14 protein-coding genes are annotated in these 18578 nt (G+C 65.4%); 9 read left to right on the plus strand and 5 right to left on the minus strand.

Annotation, left to right across the window (positions count from 1 at the left end; all coding sequences use genetic code 11):
* Nucleotides 1–31: 31 nt before the first annotated feature.
* Nucleotides 32–601 carry a DUF4142 domain-containing protein gene (locus SPHME3_RS0119315; RefSeq protein ID WP_018251282.1) on the minus strand — a complete coding sequence of 190 codons (570 nt, stop codon included), beginning with the start codon at nt 599–601 and terminating at the stop codon, nt 32–34.
* Nucleotides 602–967: 366 nt separating this feature from the next.
* Between SPHME3_RS0119315 and SPHME3_RS0119320 the strand changes: the two genes are divergently transcribed.
* Nucleotides 968–2317 carry a DUF4403 family protein gene (locus tag SPHME3_RS0119320; RefSeq protein WP_231376783.1) on the plus strand — a complete coding sequence of 450 codons (1350 nt, stop codon included), beginning with the start codon at nt 968–970 and terminating at the stop codon, nt 2315–2317.
* 107 nt (nt 2318–2424) lie between these two features.
* Here SPHME3_RS0119320 and SPHME3_RS0119325 read toward each other — a convergent pair whose 3' ends face one another.
* Nucleotides 2425–3081 (minus strand): recombinase family protein, encoded by a 657-nt coding sequence (locus tag SPHME3_RS0119325; RefSeq protein ID WP_018251285.1) that lies wholly within the window; start codon nt 3079–3081, stop codon nt 2425–2427.
* Nucleotides 3082–3315: 234 nt separating this feature from the next.
* Here SPHME3_RS0119325 and SPHME3_RS0119330 point away from each other — a divergent pair, with 234 nt between their 5' ends.
* From SPHME3_RS0119330 to SPHME3_RS0119370, 8 genes are all read left to right on the plus strand, one after another.
* Nucleotides 3316–3564, plus strand: a complete 249-nt coding sequence (locus SPHME3_RS0119330) for an AbrB/MazE/SpoVT family DNA-binding domain-containing protein (protein ID WP_018251286.1) — start codon at nt 3316–3318, stop codon at nt 3562–3564.
* Nucleotides 3557–3949 carry a type II toxin-antitoxin system VapC family toxin gene (locus tag SPHME3_RS20380; RefSeq protein WP_018251287.1) on the plus strand — a complete coding sequence of 131 codons (393 nt, stop codon included), beginning with the start codon at nt 3557–3559 and terminating at the stop codon, nt 3947–3949. The genes SPHME3_RS0119330 and SPHME3_RS20380 overlap by 8 nt, the downstream gene beginning before the upstream one ends.
* Before the next feature lie 240 nt (nt 3950–4189).
* Nucleotides 4190–4972: a DUF5131 family protein gene (locus SPHME3_RS0119340; RefSeq protein ID WP_026189148.1), complete on the plus strand. Its 783-nt coding sequence runs from the start codon at nt 4190–4192 to the stop codon at nt 4970–4972.
* A 24-nt stretch (nt 4973–4996) separates the two neighbouring features.
* Entirely contained in the window at nt 4997–6037 is a 1041-nt protein-coding gene (locus SPHME3_RS0119345) for a three-Cys-motif partner protein TcmP (RefSeq protein ID WP_018251289.1), read from the plus strand.
* A 60-nt stretch (nt 6038–6097) separates the two neighbouring features.
* Nucleotides 6098–7269, plus strand: a protein-coding gene (locus tag SPHME3_RS0119355; protein ID WP_156002604.1) for an IS3 family transposase whose coding sequence is annotated in 2 segments (ribosomal slippage) — nt 6098–6362 and nt 6362–7269 — 1173 coding nt in all. Because the reading frame shifts where the segments join, the coding sequence is not laid out codon by codon here.
* A gap of 545 nt (nt 7270–7814) precedes the next feature.
* On the plus strand, nt 7815–10313 hold the full coding sequence (locus SPHME3_RS0119360; protein WP_018251290.1) for an ABC-three component system protein: 2499 nt from the start codon (nt 7815–7817) through the stop codon (nt 10311–10313).
* A complete protein-coding gene (locus SPHME3_RS20520) occupies nt 10310–11005 on the plus strand; it encodes an ABC-three component system middle component 1 (RefSeq protein ID WP_018251291.1) in 696 nt (231 codons plus the stop codon). Before SPHME3_RS0119360 ends, SPHME3_RS20520 begins: the two co-directional genes overlap by 4 nt.
* Nucleotides 11002–12384, plus strand: a complete 1383-nt coding sequence (locus SPHME3_RS0119370; protein WP_018251292.1) for an AAA family ATPase — start codon at nt 11002–11004, stop codon at nt 12382–12384. Before SPHME3_RS20520 ends, SPHME3_RS0119370 begins: the two co-directional genes overlap by 4 nt.
* Before the next feature lie 31 nt (nt 12385–12415).
* Here SPHME3_RS0119370 and SPHME3_RS0119375 read toward each other — a convergent pair.
* The 3 genes from SPHME3_RS0119375 to SPHME3_RS0119390 all read right to left on the minus strand — a co-directional run bounded on the left by SPHME3_RS0119375 (nt 12416) and on the right by SPHME3_RS0119390 (nt 18348).
* Nucleotides 12416–13587, minus strand: a protein-coding gene (locus tag SPHME3_RS0119375; protein ID WP_156002604.1) for an IS3 family transposase whose coding sequence is annotated in 2 segments (ribosomal slippage) — nt 12416–13323 and nt 13323–13587 — 1173 coding nt in all. Because the reading frame shifts where the segments join, the coding sequence is not laid out codon by codon here.
* A 73-nt stretch (nt 13588–13660) separates the two neighbouring features.
* A complete protein-coding gene (locus tag SPHME3_RS0119385) occupies nt 13661–16924 on the minus strand; it encodes an error-prone DNA polymerase (RefSeq protein WP_018251293.1) in 3264 nt (1087 codons plus the stop codon).
* On the minus strand, nt 16921–18348 hold the full coding sequence (locus tag SPHME3_RS0119390; protein ID WP_018251294.1) for a Y-family DNA polymerase: 1428 nt from the start codon (nt 18346–18348) through the stop codon (nt 16921–16923). Before SPHME3_RS0119390 ends, SPHME3_RS0119385 begins: the two co-directional genes overlap by 4 nt.
* Nucleotides 18349–18578: the final 230 nt, after the last annotated feature.

The raw sequence follows: 18578 nt of genomic DNA on the forward strand, positions 1-18578 counted from the left end.
GGCTTCGTCGACCTGGCCCGGCGGGTATCACCTATCCTGCAAGCCCGGAGGGAGTAAGCGACTTGCCGGTGGTGAGCTCGTTTTCCAGCACAGGGACCGCAGTACCGGCAACCTGCTGCAGCGCCGGGTCGGTCCCATCCTGTGCATAGCCCTTATGCACCGCCCACGCAGCCTGCTGAACCTGCGCCGACTGGGTCAGATACAGGTTGTCGAAAGCGCTCTTCGGCGCCTTCTGGAGCAGCTTTAGGAGGGCGGCGCGGTCGGCGGACAGGTTCGAGGGCGGCGCCTTGATCGTGCGCTGATCATTCTTCAGCGCTGCCAGCAGCGCCTTGTGGCTGCTCTGCGTTTCCGCCAGCACGCGCTTTGCGTAGGCCTTGACGTCGTCCCGCTGCGCGCGCGTCGCGGCGAGCTGCGCGGCCTTGATCTGGTAGAGGTTGGCGTCGGCCGCGGCGAGCACGTAATTAGGGCCGCTCTGGCCCGAGATCGGCGAGACGCCGACGTCGGCGCTGGTCATCGTTCCCGAAGTGGCGGGCGAAACGGCCTGCGCCAACACCGTAACCGGCGCCAGGGTGAGCAGCGCAGCGACAATCGCAATCTTCATAGAGGGCCTCCGTTGGTGTTGTCAGGCATTGACCGAAATCAACCGGCCGAACGATAAAGAAACGGAACGGTTCCCTTTTGCGAAACTGATTTGGCAAACCTATGGGATGGTGGCCGCTCGGACGGCTGGAGGTGCGCGGCGATGAAGAACACGACCGCTCGGGCAACCGTCTCAACGCCGAGTCGGTCGATAGCTGAAGCGGCAGGCCAGATTGCCGGGGCTTTTTTTCGCGAGAACGAACTCTCGAGTGTCTCGATCGTGTCCGCCCTGCTCTGCGTTGCATGCCTTAGTGGCTGCGACCGGACTCCTCGCGAGGCGCCTCCGCGAGCGACGGACACCATCAGCGTGCCCCCGCAGACTTCTACCATGGATGTCCCGATTGTTGCAGACATGGACAAGCTGGCGGCAAGCCTCGAACAGGCGGTTCCGCGTCGCCTCTGGTCGATCGACAAGCCGGGGCAGACCTGCCTCCCGCCGAAAAAGGTCAAGATCCTCTTCGCGAAGATCAAGACGCCCGCGATCCAGTGCCGCATCACCGGCACCGTCGTCCGAGGGCCGCTGGTGCTGGAGGGCTCGGGCAAAACGATCATTGTCACCATGCCGCTTCACGCCGCGATCAGCGCCCGCGACGTGGGCGGCGTGCTCAGCCGGGAAACGGCGGAGGCGGACGCCCGCGTCCGGGCCGTGGTCAGGCTCGACATCGCCCGCGACTGGTCGCCGCGCGCAACGGTGTCGATCGCCTACGACTGGACCGACGAGCCGCACGTCGACTTCCTCGGCCAGCGAATCGAGTTCACCAGCAAGGCCGACGCCAAGCTCGCCGGCGTCGTCGAGCGCCTGGAGCGCTCGCTGCCGCAGGAGCTCGGCAGATTGCAGCTGCGCGAGCAGATCGCGCAGGTCTGGGGGTCGGCGTTCACCTCCGTCCAACTGAACCGGGCGAACCCGCCGGTGTGGATGCGGATCACGCCCCGGCAGTTGAGCTACGGAGGCTACACCATTTCGCGCAACCGGGTGAACCTGGCGCTAGGGATGACGGCGGGGACGGAGACTTTTGTCGGCGATCGGCCGCCTGATCCGCAGCGCCGGCCGCTCCCCGACATGACGCGCACGCAGCCCGGACCCGGCCGCATCCTGTTCGCCATCCCCGTCATCGCCGACTATCCTCAGCTGGAGCCTGTGCTCGCCAAGGCATTGGCGAAGCGTTCCCGCCGGCCCTTCGAAGTGCCTGGTGTCGGGGCCGTGCGCGCGCAGTTTCACCAGGTGACCGTCTACGGCACCACGGGTGACAAGATCGCGGTCGGGCTTCGCTTCAGTGCGGCAGCCGAAGGTGGGGAGCCTGCGCAAGGCACGATCTGGCTTACCGCCACGCCGCGGAACGCCGTCAACGATCGCCGTGTAGCGTTCGACGATCTCACTGTCGCCGGTGTGGCCGACTCGGTCGGGACAAGCCTGCTCCTGAAGCTCGCCAACACTCCCGGCATATCAGGCACTGTGTCAGCCGCGCTGACCCAGAACTTCGAAAAGGATTTCGACAAGCTAATCGGCAAGATCACCCGTGCGATCGACGAAAAGCGGATTGGCGACATAATCGTGCGTGCCCGTGTGACGGACGTGCGGACGGGCCAGTTGAAGGCGGCGGGGCAAGGCGTCTACCTACCGGTATGGGGGCGCGGCACGGCCACGATTAGCCTTGCGCCAGTACGGGCCAGAAATTGAGATCTCGCTGCAGCCTTCACGGCTGCTTGACCGTCCCAGCGGCAACGCTGCCGCCTCTTTCCATCCTAGCAGAATTATTCAGAGGTCGAATTGAGTCCGGCTCTATCTCACGGTATCGTCGGACACGCATCGCTCTGCTTGGTCGCCCGGTGGAGGGCTGTAACGCGCTTGACTTGTGCGATGCTGCAGCCCGCTAGCGCCGCCGTTTTCGCTATGCTCATCCCTGCCTCACGAAGTGAGACAATGCGGCGATGATGGGCCAAGTCTGGTTTTCGACCGGTATAGCGTCCCTCCCGCTTGGCGATCGCTATGCCCTCCCGCTGCCGCTCGCGGCGCAGTTCGTAATCATCGCGAGCGGTCTGAAGCGCAACCCTCAACAACATGTCTTGAACGGCCTCTAGGACGATGCGCGTCACCCCGCCATTGTCCTCAGCAAGATCGGTAAGGTCCACAATTCCTGGTACGGCTAGCCTCGCTCCCTTGTCGCGGATAGCGGTGACGAGCCTCTCCGCCTCAGCCAACGGCAGGCGGCTGATCCGATCGATCTTTTCGGCGATAACGACTTCGCCCATTTGCAGGTCGGCTATCATGCGAAGCAACTCGGGCCGGTCAGGACGCGCGCCGGAAGCCTTCTCGCGATAAACAGCTGCGACATAATACCCCGCGGTACGCGAGGACACGACCATCGCCTCTTGGCGTTCAAGATCCTGCTCATCGGTGCTGACGCGCAGGTACACGCGAGCAGCGCGGACGGTCGTACTCATGTTGGCTCCGTTGGGTATACCCTTGTGAGCCAGTCATGCAGCAGTTGGCTCAGAACAGCAACTACCGGTCCTACGTAGCCTAGCTAAGCGGACCGGGTCTAAGTAGCTGCTCCATCATCGATGAACGCTCGTTCGGTGATCGGCCGTGTATCGATCCCTGCCTCCACGCTGGCGTCAGACTTTGCTCTCCGGTATAAGACCGTTGGACAGGTCTGAGCAGCGGGTTTGGTGCAGATGGAAGCACAGAGGGTCAAGATCGTGGACGGTGGTAAGCTCGTGATCCCGGCGGCAATGCGCCGTGAGCTCGGGATCACCACGGGTGACACCGTTCTCGTCGATGTGGACGATGGCGAGTTGCGGGTACGTTCCGTACCTAAGGCACTTGAGCGCGCTCGCGCGATCCTGCGCAAGTATGTGCCCGAAGGCGTCGGCTTGGCTGACGAGCTGATCGCGGAGCGTCGGCGTGAGGCGGAGCGTGAGTAGCAAAGTCGTACTCGACGCTTCCGCCCTGCTCTGCCTTCTGAACGATGAACCCGGGGCTGATCGGGTAGTCGACGTCCTGACCCGCAGCATCATCGGAACAGCCAACCTCGCAGAGGTCGTCTCCAAGCTACGGGACCGGGGATTGTCGCTCGACGAGGTGCGTGAGGCGCTCGGCGGGCTCCACCTCGACGTTCGGCCGCTCTCTCCCGCCCAGGCGCTTATTATAGGCGACTTGCGGCCAGCAACGAAGGCGCTTGGCCTATCGCTTGGCGACCGGGCGTGCCTTGCGTTGGCAATCGACCTGCAGGCTGAGATGTTCACGACGGACGGACCTCTGGCGAGCGCGGATGCCGGCATCACCATCACCAATGTGCGATCGCGGTAGTCGCGCATTCGTGCTTTTGGGTGCGGCGAACCGATGGGTGCGCAGAAAGGGTCTATGTGACTGAAAGGCAGCGGGTAAGTGCTCAATCTCGAGCGGTCTGCTCAATAGCGGCCTTCGGCGGGCTTACGATGCAAACTGACGTAGTTAGGGCCCGCCCAGCGGCGCTTGATCGAACTTCTGTGTTCCCTATCCGTTCTTTTGACGGTACAGTAGGCTTAGTGCGGGCAGGACCGGTGAGCCATGGCTGACACCGAAATCGAATGGACGGATGCCACCTGGAACCCGGTCGCCGGATGCTCGATCGTGAGCGCCGGATGCAGCCATTGCTACGCAATGGAGATGGCCCGTCGTCTCGAGGCGATGGGCGTCGGCAAGTACGCAGGACTTACACGGCGTAGTGGTCGCCGTACCATCTGGCAGGGCTTGGTGCGCGAGGACCAGGCCGCGCTGACGATCCCCCACCGATGGAGAAAACCCCGCAAAATCTTCGTGAACTCGATGAGCGACCTGTTTCACGAGGGCGTCAGCGACGCGTTCATTCAAGCGGTATGGCAGGTCATGCGCGAGACGCCGCGCCACCACTATCAGATCCTCACCAAACGCCCCGAGCGCATGGCAGCAGTCGTCACTCGTCTTATTGGCGACGTTCTGCCGAATGTCTGGTTGGGCACCAGCATTGAGGACGCCGAGGTGGTAGCGCGTGTCGACCACCTCCGCGCGGTGCCCGCTGCGATCCGCTTCATTTCATTCGAGCCGCTGATTGGGCCAGTTGGCACCATCGATCTCGCCGGAATCGATTGGGCGATCGTGGGCGGCGAAAGCGGTCGGTCGGCGCGGCCCATTCGGGAGGCGTGGGTGGATGAACTCCACCAGCAATGCCTCGCCTACGACACTGCCTTCTTCTTCAAGCAATGGGGCACCTGGGGCAAGGACAATAAGCGGCGTTCCAAAAAGGCGAACGGGCGCGAGTACCGCGGTCGGACGTGGGATGAGATGCCGACCGGCTTTACCGCGGCGCTCTAACGAGCTCGAAACAGCAGGATTGGAATGGCCGAAAAACCGTACAGCTGGGCAAGTGGCGCGACACTCGAGGACCACTCCCGCCGCAAGCACAAGATCCTCCGCGAGTACTTCGCGAACTATCTGGGCGTGCGCTGCCAGCTTCCACAGCAGACCCAATTTCGCCTCGCGATCGTTGACGGGTTTGCGGGCGGCGGTCGCTATGCCTGCGGAACGCCTGGGTCGCCGCTCATCTTCATCGAGGAACTGCGGCGCGCGATCGACACGATCAACACAATGCGCGCGGCGCAGGGGTTCGGTCTCGTGTCAATGGAATGTCTGCTGGTGCTCAACGACCAGAGCCCGGCAGCGATCGACAGCCTGCGCGGCAACGTCGCGCCGCTCCAGGCCGAGATCGCCGACAACGTGCCTCGGCTTCATCTTCGGGTCGAGTATCTGACCGAAAGCTTTGAAGACGCTTACCCCGCGATCAAGAAGCTTCTTGCGCAGGGCCGCTACCGCAACCTGATCTTCAACCTCGACCAATGCGGCCACAGCCATGTCGAGCGCACCACGATCCTCGACGTCATGCGCTCCAATCCATCGGTCGAGATCTTCTATACGTTCGCGATCGAGGCGCTACTCTCGTTCCTGCAGAAGTCGGACCCGGTGCAGCTCGCTACCCAGCTCCGCCCGTTTGGCATCGAGCCAAGCGACCTCGAGCAGCTCGAAGGGGCGATGAGTAAGAGCCTGTGGCTCGGCGCTGCGGAGCGGCTCGTCTTCGAGACCTTTCGGACCTGCGCGCCTTTTGTGAGTCCCTTCTCGATCAATAATCCGGGAGGTTGGCGCTACTGGCTGATCCACTTCGCGAACATCTATCGCGCACGTCAGGTTTATAACAACGTGCTGCACCAGAATAGTACGACGCAGGCGCATTTCGGTCGGTCTGGACTCAACATGTTGTCTTACGATCCAAGCCACGATGGCGGTGCGCTGTACCTGTTCGATCTTTCCGGGCGCGAGGGGGCCCGCAACCAGCTGCTTGCCGATATCCCGCGCCTTATCTCGGAGTCAGGCGATGTCATCTGAGCTGCCCCCTTCTGAGTGGTCCATCGACTATGACAGTCTGGATCAAGGAAGGGACGACGAATGCCTGCCAAGAAGCACAAGCCCGAGGAGATCATCGGGAAGCTGCGTGAAGTGGAGATCGTGCTGGGCCAGGGTGGCACGACCGCCGAGGCATGTCGGCGGATCGCGGTCAGCGAGCAGACCTACTACCGCTGGCGCAAGGAATACGGTGGGCTGAAGACGGATCAGGCTCGCCGGATGAAGGATCTGGAGAAGGAGAACCTGCGGCTGCGCCGCGCGATCTCCGACCTGACACTGGACAAGCTGATCCTGCAGGAGGCTGCACGGGGAAACTTCTGAGCCCCGCGCGACGCCGGCGCTGCATCGACCAGGTGAAAGAGGTGCTGGACGTATCCGAGCGGCGCGTGTGCCGCGTGCTTGGGCAGCACCGGTCGACACAGCGCAAGGTGCCGTGCGGGGCAGATGACGAGCAGGCACTGACCGACGACATCGTCGCGCTGGCCAAGCAGTACGGGCGCTACGGCTACCGCCGGGTGACAGCGCTGCTGCATGCGGCGGGATGGTTTGTGAACCACAAACGGGTGGAGCGGATCTGGCGACGCGAGGGGCTGAAGGTGCCCCAGCGGCAGCCGAAACGTGGTCGCCTGTGGTTGAACGATGGCTCGTGTATTCGGCTACGACCGGAGTATCCGGGGCATGTCTGGGCGTACGACTTCGTCGAAGCGCGCACGCACGACGGGCGCAAGTTCCGCATCCTCACCATCATCGACGAGGCCAGCAGGGAGTGCCTGGCGCTGATCGTCGCGCGCCAGCTCCGCCACGAAGACGTGCTGGCGGCGCTTGCCGACCTGTTCATCGCGCGGGGTCCGCCCGCGCACATCAGGTCGGATAACGGCAGCGAGTTCATCGCTACCGCGGTTCAGAAATGGCTTGGGCAGGTTGGCGTGAAGACGCTCTACATCGCGCCAGGCTCGCCGTGGGAGAACGGCTACAACGAGAGCTTCAACGGCTCGCTGCGTGACGAACTGCTCAACGGCGAGATCTTCTATAGCCTCGCCGAGGCAAGAGTGCTGATCGAGGCGTGGCGATGCCACTACAACACCGTCCGGCCGCACAGCAGCTTGGGCTACCGCCCACCCGCACCAGAAGCGGCGACACCGCCATTGCCGGCCTCCGGTTCCGCTTCGCTCCACCTCCGACCGGCAATGGCGGCGGAGACGACAATGCACTAACTAACAACCCGGACCACCCGGTGGGGGCTGCTCACCCGACGGACAGGGCTTCTATGGCTACAGCCGCAACTACAAAGCCTATTATGAGGTGCTAGATTACGGAAAGGTGCTCCGTGACGCGCAGCGCCGCAACGTCGCGCTGTTCGATAAGCTTAAGCTGATTTGAACACGATCAGCCCGGCCGTGCTCCCCAAGGCTTAGCGATCGACTGTGGGGCGCGTTGCTCCCGGACCGCTCAATGGCACAGGAATGGCGGGTATCGGCAGGAGTAGCCATTCACGGGCGCGCTTTGGAACGGCTTAAACTGGGGCCGTAGCGGGCTGGCAGCTGGCAGACTCGTGCATAGCCAAACCGAGCTCACAATGATTTTCTGAGACTCATCAGATTCTTGCGACCTCCTGGGTTCCTCCCCATAAGCGAGTGCGCCGGCTGTCGCAGCGACGTCGCCGAAGGGGGGAGCGGATTGTCGATCATGCGTGCGGGAGCTCACGCCACAGTCTTGGGGCCGGTACCGCCGGCGTGCATGTCTGCGGGAGCGCGGTGCGTTGGCTGACGCCCTGCTTGCCCAGGACATTCTAGACGGCGCGACGGTGCGCGACCGGCCGAACCTGTTCGTGATCGGCAGTTTCGACCGGCGCATCACCTTTTACTCCCAGCAGGTGCGGGCCCTGTCGCTGGTCCACGCGCTCAAGGAGCTCGGCTATCTCCATGCCAATCCGCGGATCGCCGTCATTGGCGGCGGTGCGGCCGGTGTCGCCGCTGCAGCTGCCGCCGCGCTCGTCACCGGGTCGCAGGTCGTTTTATTCGAGTCCGCTGATGCGCTGCTGCCCCTGCAGTCAACGACCGATCGCCGGCGGCTCGATCCGCATATCTACGATTGGCCAGCGCACTACACGACCGACCCGATCGCTGACTTGCCGATCCTGGACTGGGAGTCCGGGACGTGCCGCGCCGTCCGAGACGATGTCCTGCTCGGGTTCGAAGACATTGTCGTCAGGCTGGCGCCGCGCCTCGAGCGACGGCTGCGCCATCGGGTCACCGGGCTGACGCGGACAGCGGACGGCTATCAGCTCGATATCACCGAGCTCAATGCCCCGGCCCCAGGCGCGGAGCTGCACGAACAATTTCACATGGTGTTTCTTGCTGTCGGGTTCGGGCTTGAGCCCGGCGAGCCGCTACCGGCGATACAAAGCGCCAGCTACTGGACCGATGCCGGCGTTCCGGTTGCCGAGTTCGCAGGCCGGCCGACCCCGCGGTTCTTCGTCAGCGGTGCGGGCGATGGCGGCCTGATCGATTTCGTGGCCGCGGGAGCACGCGATTTCGATCACGCCGGGATGATCCGACTGATCTCCGAACATCCTGGCATCGCGGCGCTGAAACCGGCCCTTGCCGCAATCGATGCGCGCGCCCGCGCCGAGGATGCCAATGGCGCCCGCTTCGATTTCATGGCGGCCTATGACGCCGAGCTGCTGCAGCCGCTCACCGATATCGGCCTCGTTGCCGCGGTCGCCCAGCAACTGCGACCCGGCGTGCAGCTGACGTTCCAGACCCAGCATGCCGAGCTGTTCGACGTCTCCACGGCAACGCTCAATCGGCTCGCCGCCTACCTCACCATCAAGGCGTGCGCCGGTGACGCCCAGCGATCGTTCCGGCATCTGCATTGCGGTGTCGTTGCTCGGATTGAAGCCCCCAATCCAGCTCCGGTCGTTGCCCCTTTCTGGCTTGATTGCGCCGGGGAGACGGTCGCGGCGGATGCGGTGATCGTTCGGCGCGGCCCCCAGCGCGATGTGGTGCGAGCGCCCTTTGTCGCGCACCTGGCGAGTTTCGACGTGACCCATAAGGAATGGCTTGCCCGCCACGGCGAGGCGACGCTCGTCCCGAAATTGTCGGCACCAGCACGGTCCTTGTTCAGGGAAGCGGCACGCAGTGCGGATATCCTCGCGCCGCGGCTGCAACGGCTAGCAGCCAATCAGCTTCCCATATCGGTGCAACTGCTGCGTGAAGGCGCGAACATCCGCTGGTCCGGCGCGGTTCCGGCGGACCAGCTCATCCGATCGTGGAGCGAGCAACAGCCTTTCGAGATCATCTTACCCGATGCTCCCGACCAGTTGAGCACCGTCGCGGGCGCGGTGCTGCGCGTCGCCTGCCATAGCGGCAATTGCCGGCTCCATGCCGCGCCTGGACTGTGGAGTCAGCTCGTCCGCGAGCTCAGTTTGGAATCGCCGCATGCCGAAGGCATGGCGATGCCGGCGATCGTCGCCGGCAATCCCGGCGGTGCTGCTCAGGATCCGGTCCCGCTGCCGCCCGACATTCTGGCGCGCCGGATCCACCGCTCGCTTGATGCCTGGTTGCTCGAGCGCCTGGACACGCACCTCCAACCGTTCTTTGCGAGCAACGCCGATCCCGGCCGCCCGATCAACGTCAAGATCGCGCAGGATCTTCGCGATGCAATGGCCGCAACATGGGCGGTCTGGCATGCGTCGTTCACCGATGACCCGACACTGCTCAATCACTTCCTACGCCTGATGATTTGCGCGGTCGACGAGGATGACCATCTCGACGCGGCACAGATCCTGGTCGGTCCCAGCAAATGGCCGGTGATCCTGCGCGGTACCGCGGTCGCGCTCGCCATCGCCGCAGCCTGGGATGCGACGTCGCCGAAGAGCGCCAGGCCGGGTAATCTGGTGCGCCTCCGTGACGGCGACAGCGAATGGGCTGGTCATAGCTGTGCGGCCGATATGATCAATGGTGACGAGATGTCACTGTGCGCCGCATCCTTCATGTGGCGGACCCAGTTCGTCATCCTCGTCGTTAAAACGGCCATCGAGGTTAGCCGGATCGCCGAGCGGCCATTTGCGCAGATCGACGCCGACCAGCCTGGGCTCAGCGATACGGATGGCTCTGGTCCGGTGATCATGTCGATCAGTCGCGATTTCATCGACGCGGCGGCGGCGGGCCTGGCCGAGCTGCGCACTTTGCTGGCAGCAGTCGAGGCGCGGCATTTCGAAGCGCTCGAGAAGACGATCGTGAAAGGCGCGGCATGACGGATAGTGCGACGCTATCACCCGGACTGGCGGACTTCGCCGAGCGGCTGCGCAGGGCGGCGCTGGCGCTTGACCTCAAGGTCGAGGATCGCCCCGAGCTGGCGAGCGCGACGTTCAATGGCGGATCGAGCAAGTCGACGACGCTCAGTCTGACCGATCTGCCGGCAGAGAGCCATGCGATCCGGATCGACCGCTTCAACATCGTGCTGGGCATCCTCCCCGAGGTTGCTGCGATGGAAGCGGTTCTCGAGACGCTGCGGCGCTGCCGCAACCAGTGCGTCGTCGCACGCTCGTTCCTTGGGACCAACGAGACGCTGGATCTTCAGCTGATGCTGCTTGGTCCCCGCGCGAGCGAGCGGCAGGAAGCCTGGCGCGCGATGGCGTTGATGGTCGAGCGCGACGACCGGGTCGCGCGCAAGCTGGCATGGCTGCGACCCGAAGATCCGTTGAATGACGACGAGAGCTTCGCCGAATTCCTCAAGCGCACTTTCCTCGCCCGGCCGTGGGTCCATGCCGAAGGTCAGTTCGAGGACGTGGCGCTCGACGCGCTGAGCGGGACCGGTGCGACCGCGCCGGGGCTGCCGCGGACGACGGCGGACGAATGGGAGCGGATCGCGCTCGACGAGAAGAAGACGCCGGACGATATTGTGGCGGCATTGGTTAAATCCTGGGAGCGGAGGGGACAGGCATGAGCGAGATTTTCCTCTCCCGCATTACGATAAGAGACTTCCGGACCTTCGGCGACTTCGCGATCGACATTCCGGCAGCACCCGGCCTTGTTCTACTCACCGGAACTAACGGCCTCGGCAAAAGCAGCTTCTTCGATGCAATCGAATGGGGACTGACTAACAAGATCCGGCGGTTCGAACCCTATATCAACAAGGGTCGCAAGAAGCTCGTCGAGAAAGACTATCTCACGCGCCGGGGCGCCGAGCCCGGATCGCATAGCGTTGCTTTGACCTTCTCGGACGGCAACGCTATCGAACGCAGCACCGCCGGCCGGACTTCCATGGCGGACATTGTCGCGCAGCTTACGCGGCCCGATCGCCGCACGATTAACGATCTTGGGACCTATCTCGCCCTTACCCATTTCCTTGGCCAGGCGGCACAGCAGCGGTTCACCAGTCGCGACCCGCAGGATCAATGGGAGGCGCTCAAGGGACCAAGCGGCATCGACCGGCTCGAACGGATCCGCGCAGGGTTGCGCGGGCGACCGACCATCGCGGCTTTCACGCGGAGGCTCGACGCCGAGCAGGCCGTCGTTGCTACCCTCGATCGGGAGATCGCCGGTTGGCAGGGATGGATGACACGGCTCGAGCGGCTCCGTGCGACCGCGCGCGCCACGGGCGTGTTGACGGCCGACGAAGTCGCTGCCCGGATCGACCAGCTCGAGCGGGACCTTCAACAGTTTGCGGCAGGTCAGCCGATTGCCGTCACTGGCGAAGGCGTCGCGGCACGCCTCGCAGCGCTCGGGGACCGGATCGGTGAGGCATTGCGAACTGCCGGTGAGCGCAGGACGGCTATGGAGGCGCTCTCCGACATGCCCGCGCAGTTCGCGGTCTGCCAGGCGGAGGGACGGCTTGACCATCCAACGCTAATCCGGCTGCGCAGCGTCGTCAGCGATGCGCAGGCGCGGCTCGATCGGGCATCGCCGCTCGTGGGTTCCGCCAGTGACGCAGTAACCGCGCAGAATGCCGCGATCGCCACGATCGACCAGAATATCGTAGTGCTCAATGCGGCACGAATCGATCTCGCCCGCCGTGGCCAATTGGCCGCGCTGGTGTCGGCCGAGCAGCAGGATCGAACGGCGCTTGCCAACGTGATCGCGGCACATCGCACGACGATTGCGGAAGCCGACGCGGCGATCAGTCAGCATAGCGAGGCCAGTGCCGATGTTGCGCGGCTGCGGAGCCTTGCCGCATCGGCCCGATCGCTCAATGAGGCAATGGCGGATTGTCTCCACCTGGAAGCTCAGTCCGGCGCCGCCGAGGCCGCATTGGCGCAGGGACGCGAGGCCGCCGCGCGTGCTTCGGTGGAACTGATGCCACTTGAAACGCAGTTGGCCGATTGAGCAGCCCCCACCGGGTGGTCCGGGTTGTTAGTTAGTGCATTGTCGTCTCCGCCGCCATTGCCGGTCGGAGGTGGAGCGAAGCGGAACCGGAGGCCGGCAATGGCGGTGTCGCCGCTTCTGGTGCGGGTGGGCGGTAGCCCAAGCTGCTGTGCGGCCGGACGGTGTTGTAGTGGCATCGCCACGCCTCGATCAGCACTCTTGCCTCGGCGAGGCTATAGAAGATCTCGCCGTTGAGCAGTTCGTCACGCAGCGAGCCGTTGAAGCTCTCGTTGTAGCCGTTCTCCCACGGCGAGCCTGGCGCGATGTAGAGCGTCTTCACGCCAACCTGCCCAAGCCATTTCTGAACCGCGGTAGCGATGAACTCGCTGCCGTTATCCGACCTGATGTGCGCGGGCGGACCCCGCGCGATGAACAGGTCGGCAAGCGCCGCCAGCACGTCTTCGTGGCGGAGCTGGCGCGCGACGATCAGCGCCAGGCACTCCCTGCTGGCCTCGTCGATGATGGTGAGGATGCGGAACTTGCGCCCGTCGTGCGTGCGCGCTTCGACGAAGTCGTACGCCCAGACATGCCCCGGATACTCCGGTCGTAGCCGAATACACGAGCCATCGTTCAACCACAGGCGACCACGTTTCGGCTGCCGCTGGGGCACCTTCAGCCCCTCGCGTCGCCAGATCCGCTCCACCCGTTTGTGGTTCACAAACCATCCCGCCGCATGCAGCAGCGCTGTCACCCGGCGGTAGCCGTAGCGCCCGTACTGCTTGGCCAGCGCGACGATGTCGTCGGTCAGTGCCTGCTCGTCATCTGCCCCGCACGGCACCTTGCGCTGTGTCGACCGGTGCTGCCCAAGCACGCGGCACACGCGCCGCTCGGATACGTCCAGCACCTCTTTCACCTGGTCGATGCAGCGCCGGCGTCGCGCGGGGCTCAGAAGTTTCCCCGTGCAGCCTCCTGCAGGATCAGCTTGTCCAGTGTCAGGTCGGAGATCGCGCGGCGCAGCCGCAGGTTCTCCTTCTCCAGATCCTTCATCCGGCGAGCCTGATCCGTCTTCAGCCCACCGTATTCCTTGCGCCAGCGGTAGTAGGTCTGCTCGCTGACCGCGATCCGCCGACATGCCTCGGCGGTCGTGCCACCCTGGCCCAGCACGATCTCCACTTCACGCAGCTTCCCGATGATCTCCTCGGGCTTGTGCTTCTTGGCAGGCATTCGTCGTCCCTTCCTTGATCCAGACTGTCATAGTCGATGGACCACTCAGAAGGGGGCAGCTCAGCGCCATTGTTCAACGAAAGTCGTGCGATTTGAAACGCACGACCTGCTCGGGGTCGATGCCGTCGGCGCGGGGCGGCCAGTAGCAATTGCGCGGCTCCGGACTCCATCCTTTATCGCCGCGATCGCGAGCACCAGCGTGCCGCGCCCCGTCGCCACGACCGGTGCGGTGCGGGAAGCTCATCTCGCCGACCCGGTGCAGCAGGTCGCCATGGTCGATGATCCGGTCACAGATGACGTGGATCACCTCGCCCTCCTTCTGCACCCGCCCCTTCATTCCAATCATCGAGGCGGACATGACGGTGCGCCGCTGCGCTTCGAAGCGGTCCGGCCAGAGAATGCCGTTGGCGATCCCGGTCTCATCCTCGATGGTGACGAAGAGGACGCCCTTGGCGCTGCCGGGCTTCTGGCGAACCAGGATGATGCCGGCGACCTCGACATGACGCCCATCGCGGATGCTCGCAAGATCCGCACAGCAGGTCACGCCCCGGCGGGTGAGCTCGTTGCGCACAAAGGCGAGTGGATGCGCGCGGAGAGAGAGCTGGAGGACACGATAGTCCTCGATCACTTCGCGCCCGTCGGTCAGCGGGTGCAGGCTGACATCAGGCTCAATCCCTTCCGCCCTGAAGGTCTCGGCCTGGCGATCGGCGGCCGCGAAGAGCGGCAGCGGCGCCTCACCCAGCCCCCTCACCTTCCACAGGCCCTGGCGACGATCGGCGCCAAAGGAATGGAAGGCGTCGGCATCGGCGAGCTTCTCGATCGCAGCGCGCGGCACGCCCGACCGGCGCCAGACATCCTCGACGGACTCGAACAGCGTCGTCGACCGCGCGCCGACGATCGCCGCACCATCGGCATTGGACAGGCCGCGGACCTGACGCAGCCCGAGGCGCACTGCGAGATGGCGGCCATCGGTCGGCTCCAGCGTACAATCCCAGCGACTGGCGTTAATACATGGCGGGCGGACCTCGACACCATGCTCGCGCGCATCGCGGACGATCTGTGCGGGCGCATAGAACCCCATGGGTTGAGCATTCATAAGGGCGGCGCAGAACACGTCGGGATGATGGTGCTTCATCCAGGCCGAAGCGTAGGCGATCTTGGCGAAGCTCGCGGCGTGGCTCTCGGGAAAGCCGTAGGAGCCGAAGCCCTCGAGCTGGCGGAAGGTCCGCTCGGCGAACTCGCGCGGGTAGCCTCGTGCCACCATCCCCTCGATCAGCTTCTCCGAAAAATGCGAGACACCACCGGTAAACTTGAAGGTCGCCATCGCTCTTCTGAGTTGGTCCGCCTCGGCAGGCGTAAACCCGGCCCCCACGATCGCGACCTTCATCGCCTGTTCCTGGAAGAGCGGCACGCCCAATGTCTTCTCGAGCACAGCGCGCAGCTCCGGCCGCGGGTACTCCGGCCGCTCCAGCCCCTCGCGCCGGCGTAGGTACGGGTGGACCATGTCGCCCTGGATCGGCCCCGGCCGCACGATCGCGACCTGAATGACGAGGTCGTAGAAGCGACGCGGCTTCATGCGCGGCAGCATGGACATTTGCGCGCGTGACTCGATCTGGAAAGTGCCGAGGGTGTCCGCCTTCTGGATCATCGCGAACACGGCGGGATCATCGTCCTGAAGGTCGGCAAGCCCGACCCGCTTGCCCTTCGCCTCCTCAAGCAGGTTGAAGGCCCGGTTCATGCAGCCGAGCATGCCGAGGCCCAGCACGTCGACCTTCATAAACTTCAAGGCGTCGATATCGTCCTTGTCCCACTCGATGGTCTGACGATCATCCATCGCCGCGGGCTCGATCGGGACGAGGTCGTCGAGTCGGTCGTGGGTGAGGACAAAGCCGCCCGGGTGCTGACTCATGTGGCGCGGCACGCCGATGAGCTTGCGGGCGAGATCGAGCGTCAGCCGAAGCCGGCGATCGGCGATGTCGAGGTTGAGCTCATTGACCTGCTTCTCGCCGACACCCTCGGCTGACCAGCCCCAGACGAGGCCAGCGAGCGATGCGGTGAGGTCCTCGGGCAGGCCCATGGCCTTGCCGACATCGCGCACCGCGCCACGGGCGCGGTAGCGGGTGACGACGGCGGTCAGCGCCGAGCGGTCACGCCCATAGGTCTCGTAGATCCACTGGATGATCTCTTCGCGTCGCTCATGCTCGAAATCGACGTCGATATCGGGCGGCTCGCGGCGCTCGCCCGAGACGAACCGCTCGAACAGCAGCTCGTGTTTGATCGGATCGATGCTGGTGATGCCGAGGACGAAGCAGACGCAGCTGTTCGCGGCCGAGCCCCGCCCCTGGCAGAGGATGCCGCGCCGGCGCGCCTCGCGCACGATCGCGTGGACGGTCAGGAAATAGGGCGCATAGCCGAGTTCTGCGATGAGCTTCAGCTCGTGGCCGATCTGGTCGCGGTACGCCTGCGGCACCTCACCGTCGAACATGCGGTCAACGGCATCGCCCGCGAGTTGCTCGAGCGCCTGCTGCGCGGTCAGCCCTTCGATCACGCGCTCGTGGGGATATTGGTACGCGAGCTCGCCCAAATCGAAGGTGCAGGCCCGGGCGATGTCGACGCTGGCGCGGAGCGCGTCGGGGTAGGCGCGGAAGCGCCGGACCATTTCCTCCGGTGATTTCAGCGCCCGGTCGGCGTTGACCTCGCGCCGGTAGCCGAGTTCGTCGACGGTGCACTTCTCGCGCACGGCGGTGACCACGTCCTGCAGCAGCCGGGCTTCCGGTGCGTGGTAGAGCACATCACCGGTCACCACGGCGCGCACGCCCGCGGCGCCGGCCTGTCGTGCAAGCGCGTCGATGCGCACCGCATCATCGGGCCGACGCCGCTGGAAGAGCGCCATATAGCCGCGCGGACCGTAGACTTGGCGGAGGTCGGCGAGCGCCGCGAGGTTCTCCTCGTCCGCCTCGTGCGGCAGCAGGATGGTGATGATTCCTTCGGACCAGGGCGCCAGATCGTGCCAATGGAGCAGGCAGCCGCCTTTCCCCGCCCGCTTCTTGCCGACGGTCAGCAGGCGCGTCAGACGCGACCAGGCCGGCCGGTCGGTCGGGTAGAGGATGAGCCGCCGGCCGCAGGAGAGATCGACGCGGGCCCCGGCGATCGAACGCACGCGCGTCGCCTTCTGCGCCTCCCAGGCACGCACCACGCCCGCGACGGTGCCGATGTCGCCGACGCCGAGCGCCGGGTAGCCGAGCAGCGCCGCGGCCGAGAACAGCTCCTCCGGCGAAGACGCACCTCGCAGCAGCGAGAAGTGCGTCAGAACCTGGAGTTCGACGTACGCGCTCATGCGAACACGCCGTGGATCCACCAGCTGAGACCGCCGGTATCGTCCTCCACCCCGTCGCCGCGCCGGAACAGCCAGAAGCGGCCGCCTGCTTCGTCCTCGACGCGATAATAGTCGCGGATCGCCCAGACCTCGGCGTCCCGGCGCCACCATTCGCCATGGATCCGCTCGGGGCCATCGCCAGCCACCACGCGGTGCGCCCTCCCCCGCCATTCGAAGCGGCGTGGCGGCTGGTCGGGAAGCAGTGCGATGACGCCCCAGAGCGGCTCGGGTCGGGCAAACAGGCGCACCGGACGTTGCCAGCCCGGCCAGGTTCCGGGCATGGCGACCGGGTCGGAGCGGGTGACGGCCCGCTCCGGCACATGGCTCTCGACCGGCGCGAACCGGAACACAGCGCCGGGACCGATCCGCCCCGCCACCACGTCGACGAGCCGAGCCGGATCACGCACCTGGACGTCCCCGGCGAGCACCGCGCCGAGATTAACGGCATCGAGCGGTTCGGTGTGCGGGGCGGCCAACCAGAATTGCTCGAGCCCCATACCGGGGTCGATCCGCTCGATCCGGAGCTTGAGCAGTCGCAGGAGATGCGCCACCTCGCGTGTTGGCCGCGAGGTACCGACCCCCACGACCTGCTCGCTGCCGTCGACGCGCAGCCCGCACAGCCGCAGCGAGCGGACCCCGAGCCCCCTCGCCTGCAGCAGTCCGGCCATGTCGCCAAGCAGATCCGCCATGACCTGCTCGATCGCTTCCGCGGTTCCGATCGGCTCGAGCAGCCGACGCTCGACGACAGGCACGGTCGCATCCTCCCGCGGCGTGATCGGCTCGGCCACGGAGCCCAGCGCTTGGTCTAGCCGGGTAATCGCGGGCAGCCCCAAGCGCCGCGCGAGCGGCCCGCGCGCAACCGGCAGCAGGTCGGCGACGGTCTCGAACCCGAACCGTCGTGCGGCGCCCAGCGCCGTTGCTTCCAGACGCAACGCGGCGAGCGGCAGCGGCGAGAGCGCGCGGACCGTATCGCCGTGCGGTATGATCGAGAGATCGTCGCGGCCGAACCGGGCCAGCGCGTGCGCCGCGCCGGGCGTGTCGGCGACGGCAACCCGCGCCGTGAAGCCCGTACGTCGGCAGAAGGCCAGCAACCTTCGGCAGAACCGCTCTTCATCACCATGGAGGTGGTCGCAGCCGGTAAGGTCGAGCCAGATCCCGTCGGGCGGTGTCGCGGCCGCGATCGGCGACCAGCGCCGGACCGCCAGCAGCGCAAGCCGGTCGATCAAGGCGACATCCGCCTCCGGCTCATGCGGCCGAAAGTCGAGATCAGACACCAGCGCCCGCGCATGCGTCGCGGCCATGCCGACATAGATGCCGAGCGCTTGCGCCGCGGCACAGGCAGCCACGACTTCCTCACGCCGGCCGACCTTGCCGATCAGCGCCACTGGCGTGTGCGCAGGGGAAGGCGCGGGCGCGGCGCCGGGCGGGGCGCCGCGTACAGCCGGTGCTGCCCGCCTGAAGGGGTGCTCTGCCGCTTCCGAGCGTCGGCCGAGTTCGCGCATAGCGGGTTGCGCATGCGCCGGCAGCGCGGCGATCTGCTGCTCGACCTCACCGCGTGTCGGCATCCCGGTTCGCGCCCAGCGCGCGCCCGACCGCCAGCCACCACCACGCGGCA

This window comes from Sphingomonas melonis DAPP-PG 224 (genome assembly GCF_000379045.1).
Classification (GTDB): domain Bacteria; phylum Pseudomonadota; class Alphaproteobacteria; order Sphingomonadales; family Sphingomonadaceae; genus Sphingomonas; species Sphingomonas aquatilis.

Coding starts and splice junctions, on each gene's coding strand:
- SPHME3_RS0119315 (WP_018251282.1), bottom strand. CDS start 601: ATGAAGATTGCGATTGTCGCTGCGCTGCTCACCCTGGCGCCGGTTACG.
- SPHME3_RS0119320 (WP_231376783.1), top strand. CDS start 968: ATGGATGTCCCGATTGTTGCAGACATGGACAAGCTGGCGGCAAGCCTC.
- SPHME3_RS0119325 (WP_018251285.1), bottom strand. CDS start 3,081: ATGAGTACGACCGTCCGCGCTGCTCGCGTGTACCTGCGCGTCAGCACC.
- SPHME3_RS0119330 (WP_018251286.1), top strand. CDS start 3,316: ATGGAAGCACAGAGGGTCAAGATCGTGGACGGTGGTAAGCTCGTGATC.
- SPHME3_RS0119340 (WP_026189148.1), top strand. CDS start 4,190: ATGGCTGACACCGAAATCGAATGGACGGATGCCACCTGGAACCCGGTC.
- SPHME3_RS0119345 (WP_018251289.1), top strand. CDS start 4,997: ATGGCCGAAAAACCGTACAGCTGGGCAAGTGGCGCGACACTCGAGGAC.
- SPHME3_RS20520 (WP_018251291.1), top strand. CDS start 10,310: ATGACGGATAGTGCGACGCTATCACCCGGACTGGCGGACTTCGCCGAG.
- SPHME3_RS0119370 (WP_018251292.1), top strand. CDS start 11,002: ATGAGCGAGATTTTCCTCTCCCGCATTACGATAAGAGACTTCCGGACC.
- SPHME3_RS0119385 (WP_018251293.1), bottom strand. CDS start 16,924: ATGAGCGCGTACGTCGAACTCCAGGTTCTGACGCACTTCTCGCTGCTG.